We start from the raw sequence: 24,396 nt of genomic DNA, 5'->3' as shown, positions 1-24,396 counted from the left end.
GCGCCGGCGTCCAGGGTGTCTAAAGAAGAAGGCATCGACTGCGTTCCGTCCATCACGGTTCGCCGCCCGGGGTCCGGGGCGGAGCTTTGATGGCGCTATTATCCGTGGAGTGTGTCGACCCAAAGGTGTGAAAAGCCCGATTTTTGCGCGTCATTTGGCGGCATGATGCGCCGTCGCGTCCTGCTAGGCTTTTGCCCGAACCATCGGTGGGTGCTGCCCCGGCGCCGCTGATATGGCCCTGAATCCTGACCCCGGAGTCGCAATGAGTTCATCCGCCCTCGAATCGGCCCTGACCCAGATGCAAAGCCTTGCCAGCCAGGCTGCCGGCCAGCCGGCCAGGGGGCAGCGTCTCTCGACGGCGGTGGGCGAGGGAGGTTTCGCCGACGAACTCCAGGCTTCCATCGAGCGCATCAATACGCTCAAGCAGGAAGCCGCGGAAAAGACGCGCGCCTTTCAGGCCGGCGAGCCGGGCGTGGAGCTCGATGACGTCATGGTCGACGTGCAGAAGGCCAGCGTGGCCTTCGAGATGGGTAAACAGGTGCGCAGCCGCCTGGTGACGGCCTATAAGGACGTGATGAACATGCAGGTCTGATCGGCGCTCAGGCCTGCTGCTGGATCAGGACGCCCTGCAACTCCTCGATCCGTTCGGCAACGCGCAGCATTTCCTCGGCGGGAATCTGGCGAATCACCTCGCCGTTCTCCCGGTCGACCAGTCGGGTCACCGTGCGCGATGTCCCCTCATCGAGCTCGAACTCCACGCCATAGGGGCGAATCACCTCGTTGACGCGTTGCAGCGGCGCCACCAGGCCGTCGCGCTCGAACGCCTCGCTGGCTTCGCGCTCGTCGGGCATGGCGCCCGTCGGGGCGAGGGTCTCCAGGGCTGCCTCGACCCGTCGCCGTGTCGTGTGAGTGTCGATGCCGGTGTGTCCCTGGGTCGAGATTGCGTCGGTCAGTGGCGATGTCATCCGGCCTTCCTCCGTTCTTGTCTTGTCGATAGCGGTTCTGGACGTTATCGGCCGTCGGCGGTTTTGCTTTAGGGGCCGAGTCTCTCGCGGGTGGGGCTCAAGTCGGCGCGCTTTCCGCCGATAACCGTCATACATCCCAACCTCCCATCCACGCCCATCCACGAGAGGGTTCATGTTGACCTCATTGCGACTGCGTATTCTCTTCGCCACCCTGACGGTGATTGCCGTGGCGTTGATCATCAACGGTGCGGCCAGTTACTTCACCGTCGAATCCCACAACGAACGCCAGATCGACCAGAACCTCCGGGCCGTGGCGCACGGCAATGCCCAGGCCATCGAGGAATGGGTCGATGCCCGTGTCGGCATGCTCGAGGCCCTGGATGCGGTGGCGACCAGCGATCACCCCATGCCCGCCCTCGAGCAGCTACTGGTGTCCGGGGACTTCATGAACACCTATATCGCCGATCCGGCGAACGGTGATGTCGTCTTCTCGGCCAGCGAGACGCCGGAGGGGTATGACCCGCGCGAGCGCCCCTGGTATCGCCAGGCCGTGGAGGCCGGGTCCACCGTGGTCACCGCGCCCTATGAGGACGCCACGTCCGACAAGCTGGTGGTGACCTTCGCCGCTCCCTTCTATCGCAACGGCGAGCTGGTCGCCGTGGCCGGCGGCGACGTGGCCATCGACGCCATCGTCGATATCGTCTCCCAGATCGCCCCCACGCCCTCGAGCCTGGCCTTCCTGGCCTCGGCCGATGGCACCCTGGTAGCCCATCCCGATTCCGCAATGAGCCTCGAGCCGGTCAGCGAGCTCTCCCCGACCCTGACGGCCGCGTCGCTGGGGGAACTGCCCGGGGCCGAGGCGCCGCGTCATGCGATGCTGGGCGAATCGGACAAGTTGCTGCGTGGCCAGCCTATCGACGGCACCGACTGGCAACTGGTGGTGGCGCTGGACGAATTCGAGGCCACCGCCGGGCTGCGTGGCGTGATGAGCGCCTCCGCGATCACCCTGGTGCTGGTCGCCCTGGGCGCGGCCATCCTGCTGGGCGCCCTGCTGCGGGTCGTCTTCCGCCGTCTGCTGGCGGTACGCGACGCCATGGACAATGTGGCCAGCGGTAGCGGCGATCTGACCCGGCGGCTCCCGGCCGACGGCACGGACGAAGTGGCGCAGATCGCCACCTCCTTCAACCAGTTCGTGTCGCGCATGGAAGAGGTGATGACCACCATCCGCGACAGCAGCGAGTCGGTGCGGGTCGCCGCCACCGAGATCGCCACCGGCGGGCAGGACCTGTCGCGTCGCACCGAGAACGCCGCCTCCAGCCTGCAGCAGACCTCGGCCTCCATGGAGGAAATCACCAGCACCGTGGAGCACACCGCCGAGTCCTCGCGTCAGGCCAACGGCCTGGCCGAATCCTCCTCCGATGTCGCCCGGCGCGGCGGTGAGGCGGTCAACCAGGTGGTCGAGACCATGGAAGGCATCACCGATTCCTCGCGGCAGATCAGCGAGATCGTCAGTGTGATGGACAGCATCGCCTTCCAGACCAATCTGCTGGCGCTCAACGCCTCGGTGGAAGCGGCCCGCGCCGGTGAGCAGGGCCGTGGCTTCGCCGTGGTGGCCGGTGAGGTCCGCCAACTGGCGAGCCGCAGTGCCGAGGCCGCCAAGCAGATCAAGGGGCTGATCGATACGTCCGTGGAGCGTACCGAGGAAGGCGCCAACCAGGTTCGCGCCGCCGGCCAGACCATGGCCGAGATCGTCGAGAGCGTCACTCGGGTGACCGATGTGCTGGGCGAGATCACCGCCGCCACCGGGGAGCAGAGCGAGGGCATCAGCCAGGTCAACGTGGCGGTCTCCGAACTCGATCGCATGACCCAACAGAACGCCGCCCTAGTGGAGGAATCGACCACCGCCGCCGAGCAGTTGAAGGATCAGGCCGACCGCCTGTCCGCTGCCGTGGGCGGCTTCACGCTGAGTCGGCGACGCGCCGACGAGGCTTCGGCTCGCCGGGAGTCTCCGCAGCGTCGCGTCGAGGAAGATGCCGAGCCAGCGTGAGGCGGTGGAGCCGCTGACATGAAGCTATCGTGGCTCGCTAAAGTTCTCGCGAGCGCGGCCGATATGCCTGTCAAAGGCTTTACATTCATCATCCGGAGGCAGCACGTATGGCCAGCATTTCTTCTCTCGGGGTCGGGTCCGGACTCGATCTCAACGGCCTGCTCAATCAGCTGCAGAAGGCCGAGGAGAGTAAGCTCGAGCCCGTTCAGCAGCGCATCCAGGAGCAGGAGGTGAAAATCTCCGCCTACGGAGAATTGCGCAGCGCGCTGTCCTCGTTTCAGGATGCGGCCGACAAGCTCGGCGATGCCTCGCTCTTCCAGGGGCACGAGGCCAGTGTCAGTGGCGATGCCTTCGAGGCCTCGGCGGATAGCGACGCGGCTGCAGGGCAGTACAATGTCACGGTCAATGACCTGGCGACGGCCGGTAGCCTGGCCACCCAGCGAGTGGCGGATCCGGAAGCCGAGCTCACCAGCAGCGATTCGACGCTGGATCTCAGCTTCCAGGATGCCGGTCTGGATCACAGCGTGGCAATCGCCGCCGGCAGTAGCCTGGAAGACGTGCGCGATGCGGTGAACGCTGACCCGGATGCGGCCGTGAACGCTTCAGTGGTCAATGATGGTGAAGGCTATCGTCTGGCGCTGATGGCAAAGGACACCGGCCAGGAGGCCAGCATCACCGGGACCAATTTTGCCACCATGGCCGACCAGGCCAGTCTCACCGATGCCGCCGTGACGCAGGCAGGGCAGGATGCCAGCCTGGACGTGAACGGTATCGCCATCACCAGTTCCACCAACCAGGTGGACGGTGCCATTCAGGGCGTGACCCTGAATCTGCAGCAAGAAGGCTCGAGCACCTTGACCGTGGCCCGTGACGACGAGGCGATTCGGGAGGCGGTCACTGGCTTCGTGGAGAGTTACAACGCCCTGAAAGAGACCGCCGATGACCTGACAGCCTTCAATGGCGAGGATAGTCGGGCGGGTACGCTGATCGGCGACAACGCGGTGCGTACCATCGAATCCCGCCTGCGCAACGATCTTTCCAGTGGTGTGCAGCAGGACGGCGAGCTCTCGCTGCTCGGCGATGTGGGTCTTTCGATGGGCGTGGATGGCACGCTGGAGCTCGATCAGGACGCGTTGGATGATGCCCTCGCCGCAGATCCGGCCGCCGTGGAGGCCTTTTTTGCCGGGGACGATGCTACGTCTGGCCTGGCAGGGACCATCTCGGAGACCGCCGAGCAAATGACGAGCGATAGCGGCACTCTGAACAATGCCATCGATGGCGCCGAAAACCGCATCGACAGCCTCAATGACCGCTACACCCGCATAGAGGCGAGCATCGAGCAGACGGTGGAGCGCTACCGTACCCAGTTCAGTCAGCTCGACAGCATGGTGGCCCGGATGAATTCCACCAGTAACTATCTCTCGCAGCAGTTGAGCAGCTTGAACTCCGGCAATGGCGGACTGTTGTAACTCTCTTGCTCCTTGCCTTCCCGATACCCGGCTCGATGGCCGGGTTTTTTGTGTAAAGCTTTCCCCTCCATGGCCGATAAACCTCTGCAGGGCCGTTATTGGCGATCATGCAGAGACAACCTCCATGGCTAGTATTTCATCACTCGGTGTCGGTTCCGGGCTCGATCTTGGCGATCTGCTCGATCAGTTGCGTTCCGCCGAACGGCAAAAGCTCGATCCCATCATGTCTCGCAAGACGCAGGAGCAGGCAAGAATCTCTGCCTATGGTCGGCTGCAATCCGGGGTGAGCGAGTTCCAGGAGGCGGTGGCCAGACTCAACGATGACGCGCTCTATCAAGGCCTGGCGGCCAGCGTGCAGGGTGAGGGCCTGACTGCCAGCACCACCGAGGATGCCGATCCCGGGCGTTATGAAATCGCCGTGACTCACACCGCACGTGCCGGAAGCCTGGCCAGCACTCGGGTGGCCGACATCGCAGCGCCCTTGACCGGGGCGAATGCCAGCCTGGACCTCACCTTCGGCGATGGCAGCACGACCCGTATCGCTCTGGCGGAAGGCGCTACCCTCGAGGACATTCGCGACACCATCAACGCCGATCCCGATGCTGGCGTCGATGCCTCCATCATTCACGACGGTACGGGCAACCGACTGGTGCTGAACTCTCGCGAGAGCGGTGCCGATGCCGGTGTCACACAGATGTCGTTCAACAATCTGGCCGGTGGTGTGGCCCTTGAGGAAGACGCCGATACGCATCAGGCCGGGCGTGATGCCGAGCTCGAGATCAACGGTATCCAGATCACCAGTGCCTCCAATACCGTCGAAGGTGCCATTCAGGGGGTGACGCTGGAACTCGATCCTACTGCCTCCGGCGAGACTCTGAGTCTGGTGGTGGAGCAGGACAACGCGTCGGTCAAGGAGGCGGTGACGGCCCTTGTCGATGTCTATAACAAACTGAAGTCCACCCTGGGACGCATGACGGCCGTGACCGGAGATGCCGCGAGCGCCGGGGAGCTGGTGGGAGATCGTACGGTTCGCAACATCGAATCGAGTCTGAGCCGTAACCTGGTCGACCCGGTCGGCGGCGGTGAGGTCACCATGATGTCCCAGTTGGGGATCTCTCTGCAGGCCGACGGGCGCCTGCAACTGGATGTCGACAAGCTGGATGCCGTCATGGCGGACAATCCCCAGGCACTCCGGGATTTCCTTGCAGGAGACAACGAGGATGCCGGGATGGCGGGGCGCCTGGCAGGAACGCTCGGGCTCATGCTCGGTGATGACGGCACGATCCAGAGCGCCATCAGCGGCTCCGAGACCCGGGTCAGCAGCCTGGAACGCCGCTATAGCCGCATGGAAGAAAGCATCGACAGCAGCATCGCACGTTACCGCCAGCAGTTCAGCCAGCTCGACAGCGTGGTGGCCCGGATGAACTCCGTCAGTGCTTATCTGGGACAACAACTTTCCATGCTCGACAGCCAGTTCAACCAGAACTGATTCACAGATGCCCCCTGTCCATCGGCGCACTGTGATGCGTGGAGCGTCACGCCGATGCGAGCTTTCCCGGCTTGCCCGAGCAAAACCCATGGCGTCTGACCGGTCGGTTCAAGGCCGAAGAATTATCGCTCAACCCTAAAGTCAAGCGCCTGGTCGGCCGTTAAACAACATAACGGCCGATGGTGCCGTGGTGGCAGGCCCCACCGAATGCGTGGGGTGGCCGATGGAGCCCTCAACTTGAAAGGAACGATCCCATGTCTGTGATCAATACCAACATCACGGCCCTGATCGGGCAGAACAACCTGAGCAGCGCCCAGAATTCCCTGCAACAGGCTCAGGAGCGGTTGTCCTCCGGTCTGCGCATCAACAGCGCTGCCGACGATGCCGCCGGCCAGGCCATCGCCAACCGCATGACCAGCACCGTGACTGGCTTGAATCAGGCCGCGCGCAACGCCAACGACGGTATCTCCCTGGCCCAGACGGCCGAAGGTGCCCTGGACCAGGTCAACGATAACCTGCAGCGCATCCGTGAGCTGACCGTTCAGGCCCAGAACGACACCAATACCGCTCAGGACATCGATTCCATCCAGGAAGAGGTCAACGAGCGACTGTCGGAAATCGATCGGGTGACCTCACAAACCGAGTTTAATGGTCGAGGTCTCTTTGGTGACGGTGCCGGCACATCATTCAGTATCCAGGTCGGCGCCAAAGACGGTGAGACCATTAGTATCTCCATTGCCGATTCAGCCGGTGACGGTACCAGCACGACGAGTGGTGGGTGGAACATGCACACCAGCACCGGGGTAGATGTGTCGGCCCAGACCGTTGGCGGTGAAGCGCGTTCTGAATCCACTTTCGGGTTTGATGTGCTTGAGACCGATGCGCTGGCCGTTCTGGATAATCATATCGGCAACGTCGATGAAGCCCGCAGCAACCTGGGTGCCATGCAGAACCGCTTCGAGACGGCCCTGGATAATATCGAAACCACCTCGACCAATCTGCAGTCGGCGCGTTCGCGTATCGAGGATGCCGACTATGCCGAGGAGGTCTCCAACATGACGCGGGCACAGATTCTGGAGCAGGCGGGCACCTCCATTCTGGCTCAGGCCAACCAGAGCCCGCAGAGCGTGCTTTCCCTGCTGGGCTAAGTCCGTTTTCGGGGGAGAGAGTGACGCAGGTGCGAGATCGTACGACTCCCCTTGAATCACGGCTTGTCTTGTCGCTGGCCTCAAGACATGTCGTGAGCGGCCGATAACCGCCACAAGGCATCATGAATAGCGTTTTGGAGATCGGATATGTCCGTTATCAACACCAATATCACGGCCCTGATCGGGCAGAACAACCTGGGTAGTGCCCAGAATTCCCTGCAACAGGCTCAGGAGCGGTTGTCTTCAGGTCTGCGCATCAACAGCGCTGCCGACGATGCCGCCGGCCAGGCCATCGCCAACCGCATGACCAGCACCGTGACCGGCTTGAATCAGGCCGCGCGCAACGCCAACGACGGTATCTCCCTGGCCCAGACGGCCGAAGGTGCCCTGGACCAGGTCAACGATAACCTGCAACGCATCCGTGAGCTGACCGTTCAGGCCCAGAACGACACCAATACCGCTCAGGACATCGATTCCATCCAGGAAGAGGTCAACGAGCGTCTGTCGGAAATCGATCGCGTGACCAGTCAGACGCAGTTCAACGGTCGTGACCTCTTTGAAAATACTGGTGGCACGGCGACCAGCTTCAGCATCCAGGTGGGCGCCAAGGATGGAGAGACTATCGATATCAGCATCGATAGCGCACGGGGTGCCGCTGGTGGCCTGACGGCAGGCGCGACAGATACCTCCGTGTCTGGTGGCTGGAATATGTTCAATGACGGTGGCATTGCGACAGGCAGCATGGATGTGAACACCATCGCTGGTGTCGACCGTACGGTCGATGCGGACGGCTTCGATGTGTTGTCGCAAACCGCCGGTGGAACCAGCAATGCGCTGTCTATCGTGGATGACCGTCTGGCCGCCGTCGACGAGGCCCGCAGCAACCTGGGTGCCATGCAGAACCGCTTCGAGACGGCCCTGGACAATATCGAGACCACCTCGACCAATCTGCAGTCGGCGCGTTCGCGTATCGAGGATGCCGACTATGCCGAGGAGGTCTCCAACATGACGCGGGCACAGATTCTGGAGCAAGCGGGCACCTCCATTCTGGCTCAGGCCAACCAGAGCCCTCAGAGCGTGCTTTCCCTGTTGGGTTAAGCCAGTTCACCGGTTTCAAACCGAAGATAACCCGGGCTTTGGCCCGGGTTTTTCTTGCCTGCTCGGTAGCCTGGGCTTGCTAGGTTGGCTGCAATCGCAAATCCCGGCTACATCAGTTCATCGAGGGTTCCATGGCCAGCAAGACATCCCGCCAGAAGAAATCGGTTCACAAGTCATCGAGGCAGCGTACCCGTCGAAAGCAGGACAGCATGCCTCGCAACGCGAATCTGGGGGTACCCAGGCCGGAAGTCGATCGCTTCATGGGACTCTACGAGGGGAAACGCTTGGCAGAGGCGGAGAGTGCGGCCCGGGCCATGACCGAGCGCTATCCGGACAGTGCTTTCGCCTGGAAGGCTCTGGGCACCACTCTGCTCGAGGATGGTCGGGTCGAGGAGGCGCTGGAGCATCTGCATCGTGCGGTCGACATCAACGCTTCGGATCCCCTGTCGCTGACCAGCCTGGCAGCGGTCTACTATCGGCAGGGGGATCACGATCAGGCCGTTCGTTATCAGAGACGCGCCGTGGAGCTCCAGCCCGACTATGCCCCGGCCCAGTATCGCCTGGCCGAGATGCTGCAATCGGCGGGTAAGCACGTTCAGGCACTGGAACATGCCAGCAAGGCGCGGGAGCTGGGGTATGACGCTTTTCGCAGCGGTGTACTCGTGGGGTCCCTGCTGTATCAGACCAAGTATTTCAGCCAGGCGCTCGATATCTACAAGCAGCTAGAGCGCGACTATCCAGGCCACGCGCCCATCTATAACAACCTGGGCAATCTCTACAAGGACATCGGTCAGTACCAGCTAGCCGAGAGCTACTACCAGCGAGCCCTGGAGGAGCGGCCGGATTACGTCATGGCCTACTCCAATATCTTCTTTTCCAAACACTACAACCCCGAGGTCAGTCAGCAGGAGATCCTCGACTTCGCCAAGAGTTGGGATCGGCACTTTGCCTTGCCGCCGATGCCCGCACCTGGCAATCCGCGCGATCCGGCCAAGCCGTTGCGTGTCGGCATGATCTCTTCCGGGTTTCGCCTCCATCCGGTAGGGCAGATGATCGCCACGGCCATGGAGCATAGCCGGCCGGACATCCACTTCTATGCCTATAGCACCAATGATCACGATGATTACGTGACCCGGAAGATTCGCGAGGCCACTCGCGTCTGGCGCCCGGTCCGTCACCTGGATCAGCAGGCGCTGGCCCAGCGGATCCGCGACGATGGCATCGATATCCTGATCGACCTTTCGGGCCATGGGGATGGTAGCTGCCTGCAGGCCATCTCCATGCGGCCAGCCCCGCTCTGCATCAAATGGGTCGGCGGCCTGGTCAATAGCATGGGATTGTCGTCCATTGACTATCTGCTCTCGGATTCCATCGAGACACCCGAAGGCGTGGATGATCAGTACACCGAGAAGCTGATCCGCCTGCCGGATGACTATATCTGCTATATGCCGTGCCCCTATGCGCCGGCTACTTCATCGCTGCCGGCCATCAAGAATGGATACGTGACCCTGGGTTGCTTGAACAATCCGGCCAAGGTCGGTGCGACGTTGCTGGCCGAATGGGCCAAGCTGATGCATGAATTGCCGGAAAGTCGCCTGCTGCTGCGTGGCGCCCAGTACGAGAGCGAAGACTTTTGCCGCTGGATCCGTGAAACGCTCGCCGAGCATGGCATCGCGGACTATCGCATCCTGCTCGAAGGACCAGCCAGGCATGCGGAGTTTCTCGAGACCTATCAGCGCATCGACATCGCCCTGGACAGCTGGCCCTACTCCGGTGGCCTGACCACTTGCGAGGCCATGCTGATGGGTGTGCCTGTCGTGACGCTGCCCGGACCGACGTTTGCGGGTCGCCACAGTGCCACCCACCTGATCAACGCCGGCCTGCAGGAACTGGTGGCCGGCAGCTGGGACGAATACCGTCAGCGGGTGCTGGAGCTGGCCAATGACCTGCCCAATCTGGCGGTGATTCGTGCCGGGTTGCGTACCATCCTGCATTATTCGTCGGTCTGCGATGCGCCACGCTTCGCCACCCACTTCAACAATGCCTTGCGTGCCATCTGGCAGCGCCATTGTGACGACAAGGAACCGGAAGCCTTGACCTTCAACCAGGAGGGCGAGGCCTGGTTCGCCGGTGACGCCGAACCCGTGGAGTGGGTAAAGGCTCGAGAAGAGGACGCGGACAAGCCTGAATTTCGCTGGAAGTTCGATGGCAAGATCGTCGCCATCGATAACGGAGGGCAGTTGCTGCACAACGAAGCGGCGCAGCGGCTGGTCGACGATGACACCATGGAACTCATCGCGTTCGACCCGGCCAGCAATTCACTGAAACATCCCGGAAAGGACAAGGACGGCATCCATTATTATCCGAATGCCTCTCTGGGGGATGGTCAGCCCGCCACGCTGCATGCCTGCCTGGATGCCCGGCAGAGTGCCACACTCGAGCCACTGAACGAGCCCTGGTTGCCCGAGGCCATTGCCAGCGGCAACCAGGTTCTTGCCAGGCTACCGATCAGCACGCTCGAGATCGACAGCATCGAGGGCTTGCCCTCGGTCGACTGGCTGGTTCTGGATGCCAATAACGACAGTCAAACAGTCCTCGAACATGGTGCCAAGGCCTTGCAAAACACCCTGCTGATTCAGGTCAGGGTGACTTTTCAGCCCACGCATCGACGTCAGCCCAACCTTGCCGAGCTGCAACACTGGATGGTGCGTCATGGGTTTCGTTTCTACTGCTTTAACGATGAACGGCATCGTAGCCATCTTCCGACTAGCATGCCAGCCGATAAGCGTCAGGCGACGGAGCTGGAAAGTGCCGATGCCATATTTCTACCCAGTAATGAGCGTATGCTGGCGCTTTCTGAAAACCAGAAGATCCGACTCGCCTTCCTTTTGGAAATGGTATACGGAATTCGAGATATGGCATATGAAATTTTGCAGGGAATTGATGAGCGACTGGCGGACAGTTATCTGGAAGAAGGCCGGAGCGAAGAGCCCGTTAAGGCGACTTCTAATACAAGAAGAGGAATAAGGAAGGTGTTTATTATCGGCTTTCCGAAGTCGGGGACATCGACAATCCATAAGGCTCTGGAAAAAAGCGGCTATTCTGCGGCTCACTGGAAGGTTAAGGAGGGGTACGTAGGAGAGTTGATGTATCGTGGTTTTTTCGATCACGATGATCCTTGGCACTATCTGGAAGAGTATGAAGCCATTACTCAGTCTGATGTGTGTCTTCCAGGTGATGGAAATAACTGTTGGCCAAATTTGGATTTTCGAATCATAGGAAGGATTAGACGACTTTATCCTGATTGCTTGTTCTTGCTGAATTATAGGGATCCTAAGAAAATTGCATCCAGTATAGGAAGGTGGGGAGACCTTGCTGAGCGAATACGGGTCAGTGACATCCCGGGGCTTCCGTCCGGGCTGGGAGGACAAGAAGAAATTGTCGAGTGGGTGGAGAAGCACTTTGAAAAGTCTCGAGATTATTTTTTAGGGGATGAAAATTTCCTGGAGATAGATATCGAGGATGAGCTTGCGCCACGAGCGATTGAAGAGCGAATAGGTTTCGATCTGGCCTGGTGGGGAGTTGCCAATGAGAACTCGGCCTCTCCTGTGGGAATTCCGGATTCTCCCTTTATGAGCGAAAGCGAGAGGGCTCTTTTCGATCGCTTCCTAGAAAATGGGATGCAGTACTTCGAGTTTGGTAGTGGAGGCTCGACCGTATGGGCAGCGAAAAAGGGGTTGACGGTTTACGGTGTGGAAAGTGACTGGCAATGGGTGAAATCGCTGAAGAGTCGCCTGGGAGAGCTCTGTCAAGTTGAGGCTGTGGATATAGGGCCGACGAAAGAATGGGGCTTTCCCGTGTCTTCCGGTGCGGAAGAGGCATTCCCGAAATACAGCCGATATATCCACCATCATGATATGCCTTTCGATAGGGTACTGGTGGATGGGCGTTTCAGGGTCGCGTCCACGCTCTCGGCGATTGAGCATGTTATGAAGCATCACCCGGATCCTTTCGCGGCTAGAATTTTTATTCACGATTTCTGGAATAGACCTCATTATCATGTGCTTCTCGAGTTTCTGGAAGAAGTCGAACGAGCTGAAACGGCTGGAGTCTTTCGAGTAAAGCATGAATTCGATATGCAGCGCCTTTCCCGCCTATGGGAAAATTTCTCCAGGGTTCCCGTATAGCAATTGGTGTGATTTCAGGCGTATCGATGCCCTCCATCGACATCATCATCGAGCTTTCCCATGCTGCCTGCCTGGCCCACTACGAGGGTCGGGCGGGCATGGTGCATACCCTCAGTCTGGATGGACGTAGCGTGCGGTTTCCTGCCGAGGCGTTGCGTCGGGTGATAACGCGGGATGGGGTGCATGGCGTCTTTCGTTTGCATGTCTCGCCCGAGGGGCGTTTCGAGGGAATTCACCCTTTGCCGCCTCACCACTCGAGTTAAGGAAACACGGTTCATGCCTGTTCGGGTAAATCGTCGTGTTGCGTTTCGCGAGCGCCATGTGACGTGACCGATCGGACCGCCGGCGGATGCGCCGACGGACATCGGGTGAGCGGGTGAACGCGGGTGCATAAAGTTCTTGGGTATCAGGCCGATAAAAGAGGAAATGACCCATTCGACAGGGCCTGCTTGCCACATCGCGGTGCGTGGTACTTGTCAGACTGGCGACAACGCAGAACTTTTCGAACACGGTTCAGGGCCGGACAAGTGAGCCCTGAGCGGTTTCATCGACCGAAGGAGTCAAAGGCCATGGCGGCTATGCAAGGGGCGGGAGCTTACGCCAAGGTTGGGGTGGAGAGCGGCGTGATGTCCGCGAGTTCTCATCAGTTGATCGTGATGCTGTTCGATGGCGCCCGGACAGCCATGCGCGCGGCGAGGATACACATGAACGAGGGGCATGTTGCCGAGAAGGGAGCGTCGATCTCCAAGGCGCTGGATATCGTCAACAATGGCCTGCTGGCCGCTCTGGATGGCGAGCGCGGCGGTGAGGTGGCGGGCAATCTGGCGTCGCTCTACGAGTATATTGCCCGGCGTCTGCTGGCGGCCAATGCCCGCAACGATGTCGAGGCATTGGACGAGGCAGAGCGCTTGCTGGATGACATCGCCTCGGCCTGGCGGGACATCGAACCTCAGGTCGCGGGAACTTGAATATGGGACAGTTTCTCGGTGATACCTCAGCATCGGGCGAGGCCGTGCTCGATGGCTACACGCGCCTGCTGGTGCGCAGCGAACATATGCTGGAAGCCGCCCTGGCCGCCGACTGGGAGACCCTGGTGGCCCAGGAAGCCGACTATGTGCAGCAGGTGGAACGGCTGTCGACGCTCGACGCCGAAGCCTCTCTGGATCGCGAGGCTCGGCAACGCAAGGCCGAGCTGCTGGAAGACATTCTCGAGAACGATCTGGAGATACGCCGCCATCTCATCCAGCGCCGCGATGAGCTGGGCGAACTGATCGGCGTCTCGCAGCGTCAACGTGACCTGCAGCGTGCCTATGGGGCCGGTACCAGTGTCATCGATGCCGGCTCTCGGTTCGGAGCGGGTTCGTCGTGAGCGGCATCACGCCGCTGCTGGACACGCTCCTGCATCAGGTGCTGGGCAAGCGTGCCGATGTACCGCCACCCCGTGAGTTGAATCAGCCGGTCAAGCCAGTGTCGCCCGGCGACGCGCCCCGCGCCCTGCACAGTGATTCGCGACTCGATGCCCGTGCGCCACCGGGGCGTGCGGGGCTCGTGGCCCAGGATCCTCGACGCGCTGCCGCGCCTGTGCCCGGTGCAGATACCGCTTCTCCCTCCTCGACACATACCCACTTCAGTACGACGGCGCGGACCATCGCCGACCTCCTGCTGCGCTTTCCCGCGCCCACCTCGGCGGTGACACCCGCCACGCCCTTGTTGAGCATCGATCGCCCCATCTCTCCTGGCCTGTTGGCCCAACGGCTCGAAAACAGCGTGCGAGACAGCGGGCTCTTCTACGAGTCGCACCTGGCCCGCTGGTTCACCGGAGGGCTGTCGCGTCAGCAGCTCGAGCGCGAGCCCCAGATGTGGCGGACCCTGATCTTTACGCCGGCGCCGTCTTCACGGACGGGCGGCGCGCCCTTGCTCGGCCCTGCGACGGATGCTGGCGAGGCGAGGGTACTGCATTCGGCGCTGGCCGATGTGATGACCGAGCGGCGCGAACCTGTCGACCCGCACCTGCAGGGCTTGGTGCGTCATCAGTTGGAAATGCTGGTGTCACCGACGTTGCGCTGGGAAGGCGATGTCTGGGCCGGCATGTTCATGGCGCTGGCGGTGCATTTGCCGCACGACGAGCAGGAGCGCCGCCGCGGCGATGACGAGTCGCGCTCAGATGATGATAAGGGAACCTTGAGCGCCGAGCTGACGCTGGATGTCGAGGGCTTGGGGGCTGTGAGCGTGGCCTTGCGAATGGGAGCGACGACGCTCGATGTGACCTTGCGGGCGCGTGACGAGACGATCCTGGCGGACCTGGAAGCGGAACTGGCGACACTGCGTCAGCGCCTGGAGCGCCATGGTTTCGATCATGTTCGGTTGTCTCTGGCGCCCTGGCGAGAGGAGGGGACATGAGCGATGAGCGGAAACGTCGTCGGGCCGTGGGGTTGGCCTATGGCGATGATGAAACGGCGCCGAAGGTCGTGGCGCGTGGTTATGGCGAGTTGGCCGAGCGGATCGTTGAACAGGCGAAGCAGCATGGCATTCATGTTCATGATGCGCCGGAACTGGTGGGTCTGTTGATGCAGCTCGATCTGGATGAAGCGATTCCCCCTGAATTGTATCGAATCGTCGCCGAGCTCCTGGTGTGGCTGCACGAGCGCTCCGGGGCCGGCGTTGAATGACGCCGCCCGTTTATTGAATGGTTTGTTATATTTTGTGAATTTTTGTAATTTGTCTGTCTGTCGATGCATCTATCGTGCTCGAACGGCGTCACCTCAATAAGAAGATTCGGTGATGCTTTCCCGAGGCATTGTTCACTATAGAAAGCCCTGGAATCCGGGGGTTTGGTAGCGTGCCTGCGGCAGCAGGATGGGGCATCGGCAATGTTGCAGGAATGAGAAAAAACGGTTGTTACGGTACTTTTCGAGCGATGCAGGTGCTGCGAAAGGTACGGTAAATAAAAATCGTATGAGATAAATAAATGCAGCAAAAGCAGGGAATTATGAAAACTAACGAGTATATCGACGAGATTCGTGAAATGAATCTTTCCTATCTCCTGTTGGCGCAACGGCTTTTGCATGCCGACCGGGAGGAGGCCATGTTCCGGCTCAAGGTTGATGAAGCCATGGCCGACTTTCTTGCCTCATTGAGCGTCCAGCAGGTGTCCAGGTTGGCGAACACTAACCAGCTGCTGTGTCGGCTCGGGCACGAGGAAGTCGAGCCGTTACGCCAAGTGGTTGATAATCCACGCGAACAGGGATTGGCCCACTTTCACTCATCGTTATTGATGGCCTCTCATGCCCTATCACCCGGGGAGGGATGCGATCATGTCGGCTAAGAGCCTGCTGGATGAGTGGCGACAGGTGCGTCTCGCCATCGACCTGATAGAACTGGGAGCCCGCTTGCAGGTACTCGAGACCGAAACCGATCTCAGTCGTGCCCGTCTCATCCGGCTCTTCAAGGAAGTGCGCGGGATGTCGCCGCCCAAGGGCATGTTGCCCTTCTCGACGGACTGGTTCATCACCTGGATGCCCAACATCCATTCATCGCTGTTCTACAACATTTACCTGCGACTGCGTACGGACCATGGCTGTTCGCGCATGGAAGGCTTCATCAAGGCCTACCGCCTCTATCTGGAACAGGTAGCGATCGATGATGCCGAAGCCGTGCTGGGGCTGACCCGTGCCTGGACCCTGGTGCGCTTCTTCGAGAGCGAGCAACTGCAGCTCTCAAGCTGCACGCGCTGCCGTGGCCGTTTCGTGGCGCACGCCCACAGCCCCACCCGGGACTATGTCTGCGGGATCTGTCAGCCGCCCTCGCGGGCCGGCAAGAGTCGCAAGCGCCGCGAAAGGGTCGACGCGGTATCCCGTGTGACTTCCCCTCTGGGGACCCCGAACCAGGCCTGAGGGCCAAACGACGTCAAAAACCGCACTCGACGGTTTTTTTGCGCCATACCCTCAAGTCCTGCCCCGACGAGGCCGATATCCAAAGCAGTTACGTCATTCACGTTCCTGCTAAGGATATCGGCCGTGCTGATCCCCATAGGTTACTTGATCGTTCTGCTCTCCGTTTTCGGCGGCTTCGTGCTGGCCGGCGGCAGTCTCGGGCCGCTGTTCCAGCCCACGGAGCTGCTGATGATCGGTGGTGCAGGGATCGGGGCCTTCGTGGCCTCCAACAACGGCAAGGCGCTCAAGGCTTCCTTTCGCATCATTCCCCGGCTGCGCCGCTCCAAGAAGTATGACAAGGCGATGTACCTGGATCTGATGGCGCTGCAGTACAAGATCCTGACCAAGATTCGCCGCGACGGCATGCTCGGCATCGAGCGGGACATCGACAACCCGCAGGAAAGCCCGCTATTCAACGAGCATCCCAGGCTGCTGGCCGATCCCATGATCATGACCTTCCTGACCGATTACCTGCGTCTGATGGTCAGCGGCAGCATGGATCCCATGGAGCTCGATGAATTGATGCTCCACGAGATCGAGGCCTTCGAACAGGAAGCGCATATACCGATCGATGCCATCGGACGAATCGGCGATGCCATGCCGGCGTTCGGTATCGTGGCCGCGGTGATGGGAGTGGTGAAGGCCCTGAGCACCGTCGCCGCGGGTCCCGAACAGATGGGCCAGATGATCGCCCACGCCCTGGTCGGCACCTTCCTCGGCATTCTGATCGGCTACGGCTTCATCATCCCCCTGGCCAGCCGCATCGAGCGGCAGGCCAAGGAAGCCGAGAAGATGCTGCACTGCATTCGGGTCACCCTGCTGGCAAACCTGCATGGCTATGCGCCGCAACTGGCCGTGGAGTTCGGTCGCAAGGCGCTGCATACCGCCGACCGGCCGAGTTTCACCGAGATGGAAGAGTACATGCGACAGGCCAAGCCGGTGGCGGGGAGTGCATGAGTCAGGGTGACAATAGACGACCGATCATCATTCGGCGCAAGCGGGTCGTTCATCGTCATCATGGCGGTAGCTGGAAGATTGCCCTGGCGGACTTCATGACGGCGCTGATGGCCCTGTTCCTGGTCATGTGGATCCTCTCGACGGCCAGCCGACAGGAGCGCGAGGGAGTCGCCGAGTATTTCAGCACGCCGCTGGTGGCCGCCATCGCCGGCGGCGACAGTGTCTCGATGAGCGAGACGGTCATCCCCGGCGGGGGGCCCGATCCCGTCTACACCGAGGGCGAGCGCGCCCGGGTCGACCTGCGCCAGCGCTCGCGGCCCAGCGAACGGCAGCGTCGAGCCTTCCGCGACCTGCAGCGGCGTATCGAGATGGCCATCGACGCCGATCCGGACCTCAAGCAGCTTCGCGATCAGTTGCGTTTCGACATGACGCCGGAGGGGCTGCGCATCCAGTTGGTGGATACCGAGCAGCGCCCCATGTTCGAGCTCGGCAGCGACCGGGTCGCCCCCTATATGCGCGACCTGCTGCGCCTGATGGCGCCGCTGCTCAACGAGCTTCCCAATGACCTCAGCATCAGCGGCCACACCGATAGCCTGGCCTATCTGAACGGCTTTCAGGGGTATGGCAACTGGGAGCTGTCCTCCGCGCGGGCCAATGCCTCACGCCGCGAACTGGTCGCCGGAGGCCTGGATTCGGCCAAGCTGCTGCGGGTCGCGGGCTTCGCCGATCAGGTGGTGATGCCGGACACCGAGCCCAGTGATCCGGTCAATCGACGCATCGAGCTGCTGGTGCTGTTCGAGCGGGTAGCCGAGCGCATCCGCTCGCCCGGGGCGCTCGAGGATACGGGCGTGCCCGCGCCCTCCCGCAACGGCTCCTCCGGCGTCCCGACGCCATTGGAGGAACTCAACGAGAGCCTGCAAGAGATGCTCGGCAAGCCGCCCGAATCCTGAGGGCCGCCAACATCCAGGCTGGAGAGACGTGCATGGATATCACCGATTTCTACGACACCTTCTTCGAGGAAGCCGAAGAACTGCTGGCCGACATGGAGCGCCACCTGCTCGAACTCGATGTCGACGACCCCGATGTCGAACAGCTCAACGCGATCTTTCGCGCGGCGCACTCGATCAAGGGCGGTGCCGGTACCTTCGGCTTCGATGTGCTGCAGCAGACCACGCATCTGTTCGAGAACCTGCTGGATCATGCCCGGCGTGGCGAGCTGACGCTGCGCCGGGACATCGTCGATACCTTTCTGGAAACCAAGGACATGCTCCACGACCAGTTGGACGCCTACCGCAACGATGACGAGCCCGACCGGGCCGCTTTCGAGCGCATTTGCCGGACCTTGCAGCAACTGGCGCTGGAGGAGATCGGTCAGGCGCTCGATGGTGCCGAGGGAGCCGAAGGCACGTCGCCCGAACCCGAGCCGTCGGCGAGCGAGCGGTCCTCGTCGTCCGACGACGAATCATCGCTGGCGCCCGACGCCGGCAACGGGGCAGCAGCGGACGACGGCCGGCTGGTGGTTTCCCTGCTCGGTGTCGGCGACAAGGACCGCGAGCTGCTGGTGGACGAGCTCGAGCAACTGGGCGAGATCCAGTCACGGGACGGCGATGCGAGCTGCTATCGGGTGACCCTCGAGACTTCGGTGAGTCGCGAGGACATCGAGGCGGTGATGTGTTTCATCATCGAGCCCGCACAGCTTCGCATCGAGGCCGCCGCGGTCGAGACGGCAGCGCCGGCGGCATCCAGCGATGCGCCCGCCGAGGAAGCGGCGCCGGCCCGGCCCGCTGCCGCCGAGGCTGCCGGCGGGTCCAGCGCCTCCGGGGTGCCTGGCGGGAGCGGCCAGTCCAAACCATCGAACAAGCCGAAGACCAAGGCCAAGAGTGGCGGGGAGTCGTCCTCGATCCGCGTCGCCGTGGACAAGGTCGACCAGATCATCAACCTGGTCGGCGAGTTGATCATCACCCAGTCGATGCTCGACCAGACGGTCAGCGAACTGGAGGACGTCAACCACGCTGGGTTGAACAACGGCCTCAACCTGCTGAGGCGCAACGCCCGGGACCTGCAGGAAGCGGTGATGTCGGTGCGCATGGTGCCGATGGATTATGTGTTCAGCCGCTATCCGCGCCTGGTGCGCGACCTGGCCGGCAAGCTCGACAAGGAGGTGGAGCTGGTCACCGAGGGCGAGTCCACCGAGCTCGACAAGAGCCTGACCGAGCGCATCATCGATCCGCTCACCCATCTGGTGCGCAACAGCCTGGATCACGGCCTCGAATCGCCGGAGGCGCGCGAGGCGGTCGGCAAGCCGCGCACCGGCCGGTTGACCCTGTCGGCCCAGCACCAGGGCGGCAACATCCTGATCGAGGTCTCCGACGATGGCGCCGGCCTGGACCGCGACCGAATCCTGGCCAAGGCGCGCAGCAACGACCTGCCGGTCAGCGAGAGCATGAGCGACGACGAGGTCTGGCAACTGATCTTCGCGCCCGGCTTCTCCACGGCCCAGGAAGTCAGCGACGTGTCCGGGCGTGGCGTCGGCATGGATGTGGTCAAGCGCAACATCCAGAACATGGGCGGCCATGTGGAGATCGCCTCGGTGACCGGCCAGGGCACCACCACGCGCATCGTGTTGCCGCTGACCCTGGCGATCCTCGATGGCATGTCGATCAAGGTAGGCAGCGAGGTCTTCATCCTGCCGCTGTCGGCGGTGCTCGAGTCGCTGCAGCCGGACAAGCGCGACCTCTACGCCATGGCCGGCGACGACGTGGTGCTCAAGGTCCGCGACGAATACCTGCCGGTGGTGCCCGTCAACGAGGCCCTGGACGTGACCGGCGCGCGCACCGAGCTCGACGAGACCATCGCCGTGATCGTTCAGGGCGAGGGGCGCCGATATGCCCTGCTGGTGGATGAGTTGATCGGCCAGCAGCAGGTGGTGGTGAAGAACCTGGAGACCAACTACCGCAAGGTGCCGGGCGTGTCGGCGGCCACCATCCTCGGCGATGGCAGCGTGGCCCTGATCCTGGACATCGCCGACCTGCACCGTCTCAACCGCACCAAGAAGGAGGCGCGTCGCGGCCAGCATTCCGGCGACGTACCGACTCCCCACCCCAAGGAGGTAGAGCCGTCATGAGCACCCCGAACACCGATGTCGCCCTGGCTGCCACCGAGGCGCAGAACCGCGAGTTCCTGGTCTTCTCGCTGGGCGACGAGGAATACGCCATCGATATCCTCAAGGTGCAGGAAATCCGTGGCTACGAGAACGTCACGCGCATTGCCAACGCGCCCGACTTCATCAAGGGCGTGACCAACCTGCGCGGCGTGATCGTGCCGATCGTCGATCTGCGCATCAAGTTTCGCCTGGAGAGGGTCGAGTACGGCGGCCAGACCGTGGTCATCGTGCTCAACGTCGGCGAGCGGATCGTCGGCATCGTGGTCGATGGCGTCTCCGACGTCATGACCCTCACGCCCGAGCAGATCAAGCCGGCGCCGGAGTTCGGCGTCACCCTGTCTTCCGACTTCCTGAGCGGCCTCGGCAGCCTGGAAGACCGCATGCTGGTGCTGGTCGACATCGACAAGTTGCTGACCAGCGAGGAGATGGCACTGGTGGATTCCGTCGGCGAGTGATCGCCGATCGATAACGATAAAGCCGTAGGGGGAGCTATGCGCCGACTGACAACGACACAAAAACTGTGGGCCTCCCTGGGACTCATCTGGCTGGCCATGCTGCTGATGGTGGGCTGGGGAGCTTGGGAGAACCGCCAGACCATGCTCGAAGAGCGCCGTGCCGGCCTCGAAGTCTATATCGACCTGGCAATGGCCGTGATCGAAGAGCAGGCCGAGCGTGCCGAGGCCGGCGAGATCAGCACCGAGCAGGCCAAGCAGCGCGCCGCCGAGATCATCAAGGGGATGAGCTATCACGAGGGGCGGGGCTATTTCTATGCCTTCAACGGCGACCTGGTGATGCTCAGCCACCCGCGTCTGCCGGAGGGGACATCCGTCGCCGACTTCCAGAACGTCGAGGAACGCTACCTGTTCCGCGAGTTCGCCAAGGATGTGGTCGAGGACGACGGCTTCGTCGATTACCTGTGGGCCCACGAGGAAGGCAGCGAGCCGGCGCCCAAGTCCTCCTACCATGCGCGCTTCGATGACTGGGGCTGGATCGTCGGTACCGGGGTCTATATCGACGACATCGATGCCGCCTTCGTGGCCTCGCTGAGCCGCAGCCTGCTGGCGCTGCTGGTCATCGGCGTGCCGGTCAGCCTGATGATGATGCTGGTGATCCGGGGCATCACGCGCGGCCTGGGCGGCGATCCCCGTTATGCCGTGGAGGTGGCGCGCTCCATCGCCGATGGCGATCTCTCCCGGGCCGTGCGGCTGCGCGATGGCGATCAAGGCAGCCTGCTGTTCGATATCGAGCGCATGCGCCAGGCCCTGAGCACCACCATCGGCAACATTCGTGGAGATGTCGACGCGGTGAGTGGCGTGGTCGACGAAATCGACGCCGGCAACGACGAACTGGCCACACGCACCGAGCAGCAGGCTTCGGCGCTGACCGAGACGGCGTCGAGCATGGAAGAGCTGACCACCACGGTGCGCCACAACGCCGAACATGCCGAGCAGGCCCGCAACCTGTCCGGCGAGACCGCCTCGAATGCGGCGCGCGGGCGGGCGGCCATGGAGGACGTGGTGGCCGCGATCGACGAGATCAACGACAGCGCCAGTCAGATGAACGGCATCGTCGACACCATCGATTCCATCGCCTTCCAGACCAACATCCTGGCGCTCAATGCCTCGGTGGAGGCGGCTCGTGCCGGCGAGCACGGACGCGGTTTTGCCGTGGTGGCCGAGGAAGTACGACAGCTCGCCAGCCGTTCGGCATCGGCGACCCGGGAGATCAAGACGCTGATCGAGCGCTCCGACAGCAAGGTCGTCGAGGGTACGCGGCGGGTCAAGGAGACCGACGAGATCATCGCCGGCATGGCCGCCGACATTCAGCAGCTCACCGCGCTGGTCGGCGAGATTTCGACGGCCACCCGGGAGCAGAGCCAGGGCATCGAGCAGGTCGGCGAGGCCGTCACCCAGATGGATCAGATGACACAGCAGAACGCCGGCCTGGTGGAAGGGCATAGCGATGCTTCCCGGCGGCTGGTGGAGCGCAGCCATCGGCTGCGCGAGCGCGTGGCACGCTTTCGGATCGCCGTCGAGCGGGGCGAGTACGGCGCCCCGGATGCCGAGGGCGCGTCGCATCGCGCCAGCTCGCCTGAGCCTGCCGAAACCTGCTGAAGGGGATGACGATGCGGAAAGACCGTTGGAACAAGCGGGCGGCGAAGAGCTGCCCGATGACAGGAGAGAGTCGTGAAGCTTCTCGATAACATGACCGTTCGGGTCAGCTGGAGTCTGGTGCTGGCGGTGTTCGCCGCACTGGTGCTGGTGTTGAGCGCCCTTGGCCTCTACACCATTCGCTACAGCGAGGATTCGCTGCATACCCTCAACCAGGTCAACGTCGACCAGCAGTCGACCCTCAACCGCGCCAACTCGCAGATGCTGTTCACCCAGCTGGAGCTGCGCAATCTCCAGGCGCGCCTGGCCCAGGCCGTCTGGCCGGAGGAACGCGAGACGGTGAAGGCCGAAGCCGAGGCGTTGAGCGAGACCTTCGACGAGGTCGAAGCGACCTTCCAGGAATTCCTGGGCCTGCCCCGCCAGCAGGAGCAGCAGCCACGCATCGCAGCGGTCAAGGCCAGTTTCGAGGCGCTGATGAGCGATGGTCTGCGTCCCCAGCGGCAGGCGCTGATGGAGGGCAGTGCCCAGGCCTTCACGGATCGCCTGCCCGAGGTGGAGCAGCTCACCCGCCAGTTCTATGACGATGCCGTCGTCTTCTTCAGCGCGGCCGAGCAGCACGGTTCCGACCTGTACGACGACTTCTTCGAGCTGGCCCATGTGCTGGAGACGTCCATGGTGGTGGTGCTGGTGGTCGCGGTGCTCACCATCATCCTGGTGCTCTGGGGCGTGACCGCCAATGTCGTGCGTCCGCTCGGCCGGCTGATCGGCTACTTCGAGCGCATGGAGCAAGGTGACCTGTCCCAGGACATTCCGGTCAGGGGCAACAACGAGATCGGTCGCCTGTACAGCTCGCTCGGCCAGATGCAGGCCGGCCTGGCCGAGACGGTGGGCACCGTACGCGCCAGCAGCGAGTCGATTCACCAGGGCACCCAGAGCATCGCCAGCGGCAACAACGACCTCTCGTCGCGCACCGAGCAGCAGGCCGCTTCCCTGGAGGAGACGGCGTCGAGCATGGAAGAGCTGTCCTCCACGGTGGGGCAGAACGCCGAGAACGCCCAGCAGGCCAGCCAACTAGCCGCCGAGGCCTCGCGCACCGCCGAGCAGGGCGGCCAGGTGGTCGGCGAGGTCGTCTCGACCATGCACGAGATCAGCCGTGGCTCCCACCGTGTCGCCGAGATCATCGGCACCATCGATTCCATTGCCTTCCAGACCAACATCCTGGCGCTCAATGCCTCGGTGGAGGCGGCCCGTGCCGGTGAGCACGGCCGTGGCTTCGCCGTGGTGGCCCAGGAGGTTCGCAGCCTGGCCAGCCGCTCGGCCTCCGCCGCCAGCGAGATCCGTGAACTGATCGAGGCCTCGGTCAAGCAAGTGGACGCCGGTACCGGCAGCGTCGACCGGGCGGGCCGGACCATGACCGAGGTGGTGGAGTCCGTCCAGCGGGTCAGCGACATCATGGACGAGATCGCCGCTGCCTCCACCGAGCAGAGCAACGGCATCTCGCAGGTCAATGAAGCCGTCACCCAGATGGACCAGGTCACCCAGCAGAATGCTGAGCTGGTTCAGCAGGCGGCCAGCGCGGCGACGCAGCTAGAGGCCGAGAGCGGACGCCTGCGCGAGGCCACCCAGCGTTTCCGTCTGCGCGAGGACACCGGCACTGTCCGGGCGTCGGCCTCCGGGGCGGACGAGGAGCACGAGACCAACGACCTGGCGCGCTGGATGCCGGCGCTGATGCCGGCAGGCCGTGAGCAGGACGCCAAGGGTGCCAACGCCTCGAGCAAGACTCGTGATACGGGTCGCGACGAGGAGTGGGAATCCTTCTGAGCGGCCGGA

21 protein-coding genes are annotated in these 24,396 nt (G+C 62.4%); 20 read left to right on the top strand and 1 reads right to left on the bottom strand.

Annotated elements, in window-relative coordinates; all coding sequences use genetic code 11:
* Window positions 1-262 precede the first annotated feature (262 nt).
* Window positions 263-592: a flagellar hook-basal body complex protein FliE gene (gene fliE / locus HELO_RS18460; RefSeq protein ID WP_013334112.1), complete on the top strand. Its 330-nt coding sequence runs from the start codon at window positions 263-265 to the stop codon at window positions 590-592.
* A 7-nt stretch (window positions 593-599) separates the two neighbouring features.
* Here fliE and HELO_RS19250 read toward each other — a convergent pair whose 3' ends face one another.
* A complete protein-coding gene (locus tag HELO_RS19250) occupies window positions 600-965 on the bottom strand; it encodes a flagellar protein FlaG (protein ID WP_013334111.1) in 366 nt (121 codons plus the stop codon).
* A 172-nt stretch (window positions 966-1,137) separates the two neighbouring features.
* Here HELO_RS19250 and HELO_RS18450 point away from each other — a divergent pair, with 172 nt between their 5' ends.
* From HELO_RS18450 to HELO_RS18360, 19 genes are all read left to right on the top strand, one after another.
* The gene (locus HELO_RS18450; protein WP_013334110.1) at window positions 1,138-3,012 is read left to right on the top strand and encodes a methyl-accepting chemotaxis protein; all 1,875 of its coding nucleotides are present in this window, start codon (window positions 1,138-1,140) and stop codon (window positions 3,010-3,012) included.
* A 107-nt stretch (window positions 3,013-3,119) separates the two neighbouring features.
* Window positions 3,120-4,481: a flagellar filament capping protein FliD gene (gene fliD, locus HELO_RS18445; RefSeq protein WP_013334109.1), complete on the top strand. Its 1,362-nt coding sequence runs from the start codon at window positions 3,120-3,122 to the stop codon at window positions 4,479-4,481.
* A 124-nt stretch (window positions 4,482-4,605) separates the two neighbouring features.
* A complete protein-coding gene (gene fliD / locus HELO_RS18440) occupies window positions 4,606-5,970 on the top strand; it encodes a flagellar filament capping protein FliD (RefSeq protein ID WP_041602279.1) in 1,365 nt (454 codons plus the stop codon).
* A 254-nt stretch (window positions 5,971-6,224) separates the two neighbouring features.
* The gene (locus tag HELO_RS18435) at window positions 6,225-7,118 is read left to right on the top strand and encodes a flagellin N-terminal helical domain-containing protein (RefSeq protein WP_013334107.1); all 894 of its coding nucleotides are present in this window, start codon (window positions 6,225-6,227) and stop codon (window positions 7,116-7,118) included.
* 147 nt (window positions 7,119-7,265) lie between these two features.
* On the top strand, window positions 7,266-8,216 hold the full coding sequence (locus HELO_RS18430) for a flagellin N-terminal helical domain-containing protein (RefSeq protein ID WP_013334106.1): 951 nt from the start codon (window positions 7,266-7,268) through the stop codon (window positions 8,214-8,216).
* A gap of 131 nt (window positions 8,217-8,347) precedes the next feature.
* Window positions 8,348-12,403, top strand: coding sequence for an O-linked N-acetylglucosamine transferase family protein (locus HELO_RS18425; RefSeq protein WP_013334105.1), 4,056 nt, complete (start codon window positions 8,348-8,350; stop codon window positions 12,401-12,403).
* 26 nt (window positions 12,404-12,429) lie between these two features.
* Window positions 12,430-12,666 carry a DUF2835 domain-containing protein gene (locus HELO_RS18420; protein WP_041602278.1) on the top strand — a complete coding sequence of 79 codons (237 nt, stop codon included), beginning with the start codon at window positions 12,430-12,432 and terminating at the stop codon, window positions 12,664-12,666.
* 306 nt (window positions 12,667-12,972) lie between these two features.
* On the top strand, window positions 12,973-13,371 hold the full coding sequence (gene fliS, locus HELO_RS18415; RefSeq protein WP_013334103.1) for a flagellar export chaperone FliS: 399 nt from the start codon (window positions 12,973-12,975) through the stop codon (window positions 13,369-13,371).
* 2 nt (window positions 13,372-13,373) lie between these two features.
* Entirely contained in the window at window positions 13,374-13,772 is a 399-nt protein-coding gene (locus HELO_RS18410) for a flagellar protein FliT (RefSeq protein ID WP_013334102.1), read from the top strand.
* Entirely contained in the window at window positions 13,769-14,803 is a 1,035-nt protein-coding gene (gene fliK, locus HELO_RS18405) for a flagellar hook-length control protein FliK (protein WP_013334101.1), read from the top strand. Before HELO_RS18410 ends, fliK begins: the two co-directional genes overlap by 4 nt.
* On the top strand, window positions 14,800-15,072 hold the full coding sequence (locus HELO_RS18400; protein WP_013334100.1) for an EscU/YscU/HrcU family type III secretion system export apparatus switch protein: 273 nt from the start codon (window positions 14,800-14,802) through the stop codon (window positions 15,070-15,072). The genes fliK and HELO_RS18400 overlap by 4 nt, the downstream gene beginning before the upstream one ends.
* Before the next feature lie 299 nt (window positions 15,073-15,371).
* On the top strand, window positions 15,372-15,728 hold the full coding sequence (gene flhD, locus HELO_RS18395) for a flagellar transcriptional regulator FlhD (protein WP_223248583.1): 357 nt from the start codon (window positions 15,372-15,374) through the stop codon (window positions 15,726-15,728).
* Window positions 15,718-16,296, top strand: a complete 579-nt coding sequence (gene flhC, locus HELO_RS18390; protein WP_013334099.1) for a flagellar transcriptional regulator FlhC — start codon at window positions 15,718-15,720, stop codon at window positions 16,294-16,296. The genes flhD and flhC overlap by 11 nt, the downstream gene beginning before the upstream one ends.
* 123 nt (window positions 16,297-16,419) lie before the next feature.
* Window positions 16,420-17,292, top strand: a complete 873-nt coding sequence (gene motA, locus HELO_RS18385; protein WP_013334098.1) for a flagellar motor stator protein MotA — start codon at window positions 16,420-16,422, stop codon at window positions 17,290-17,292.
* Entirely contained in the window at window positions 17,289-18,242 is a 954-nt protein-coding gene (motB, locus tag HELO_RS18380) for a flagellar motor protein MotB (protein ID WP_013334097.1), read from the top strand. The genes motA and motB overlap by 4 nt, the downstream gene beginning before the upstream one ends.
* 32 nt (window positions 18,243-18,274) lie before the next feature.
* Window positions 18,275-20,416: a chemotaxis protein CheA gene (cheA, locus tag HELO_RS18375; RefSeq protein WP_013334096.1), complete on the top strand. Its 2,142-nt coding sequence runs from the start codon at window positions 18,275-18,277 to the stop codon at window positions 20,414-20,416.
* Window positions 20,413-20,910, top strand: a complete 498-nt coding sequence (cheW, locus tag HELO_RS18370; protein WP_013334095.1) for a chemotaxis protein CheW — start codon at window positions 20,413-20,415, stop codon at window positions 20,908-20,910. The genes cheA and cheW overlap by 4 nt, the downstream gene beginning before the upstream one ends.
* A gap of 36 nt (window positions 20,911-20,946) precedes the next feature.
* On the top strand, window positions 20,947-22,569 hold the full coding sequence (locus HELO_RS18365; protein ID WP_013334094.1) for a methyl-accepting chemotaxis protein: 1,623 nt from the start codon (window positions 20,947-20,949) through the stop codon (window positions 22,567-22,569).
* A gap of 72 nt (window positions 22,570-22,641) precedes the next feature.
* A complete protein-coding gene (locus HELO_RS18360) occupies window positions 22,642-24,387 on the top strand; it encodes a methyl-accepting chemotaxis protein (protein ID WP_013334093.1) in 1,746 nt (581 codons plus the stop codon).
* The last annotated feature ends 9 nt before the right edge of the window (window positions 24,388-24,396 follow it).

Source organism: Halomonas elongata DSM 2581, assembly GCF_000196875.2.
In the GTDB taxonomy this organism is placed as follows: Bacteria; Pseudomonadota; Gammaproteobacteria; order Pseudomonadales; family Halomonadaceae; genus Halomonas; species Halomonas elongata.
Note: the sequence above shows the minus strand (reverse complement) of the source record. Positions and strands in the feature narration are given on the sequence as shown.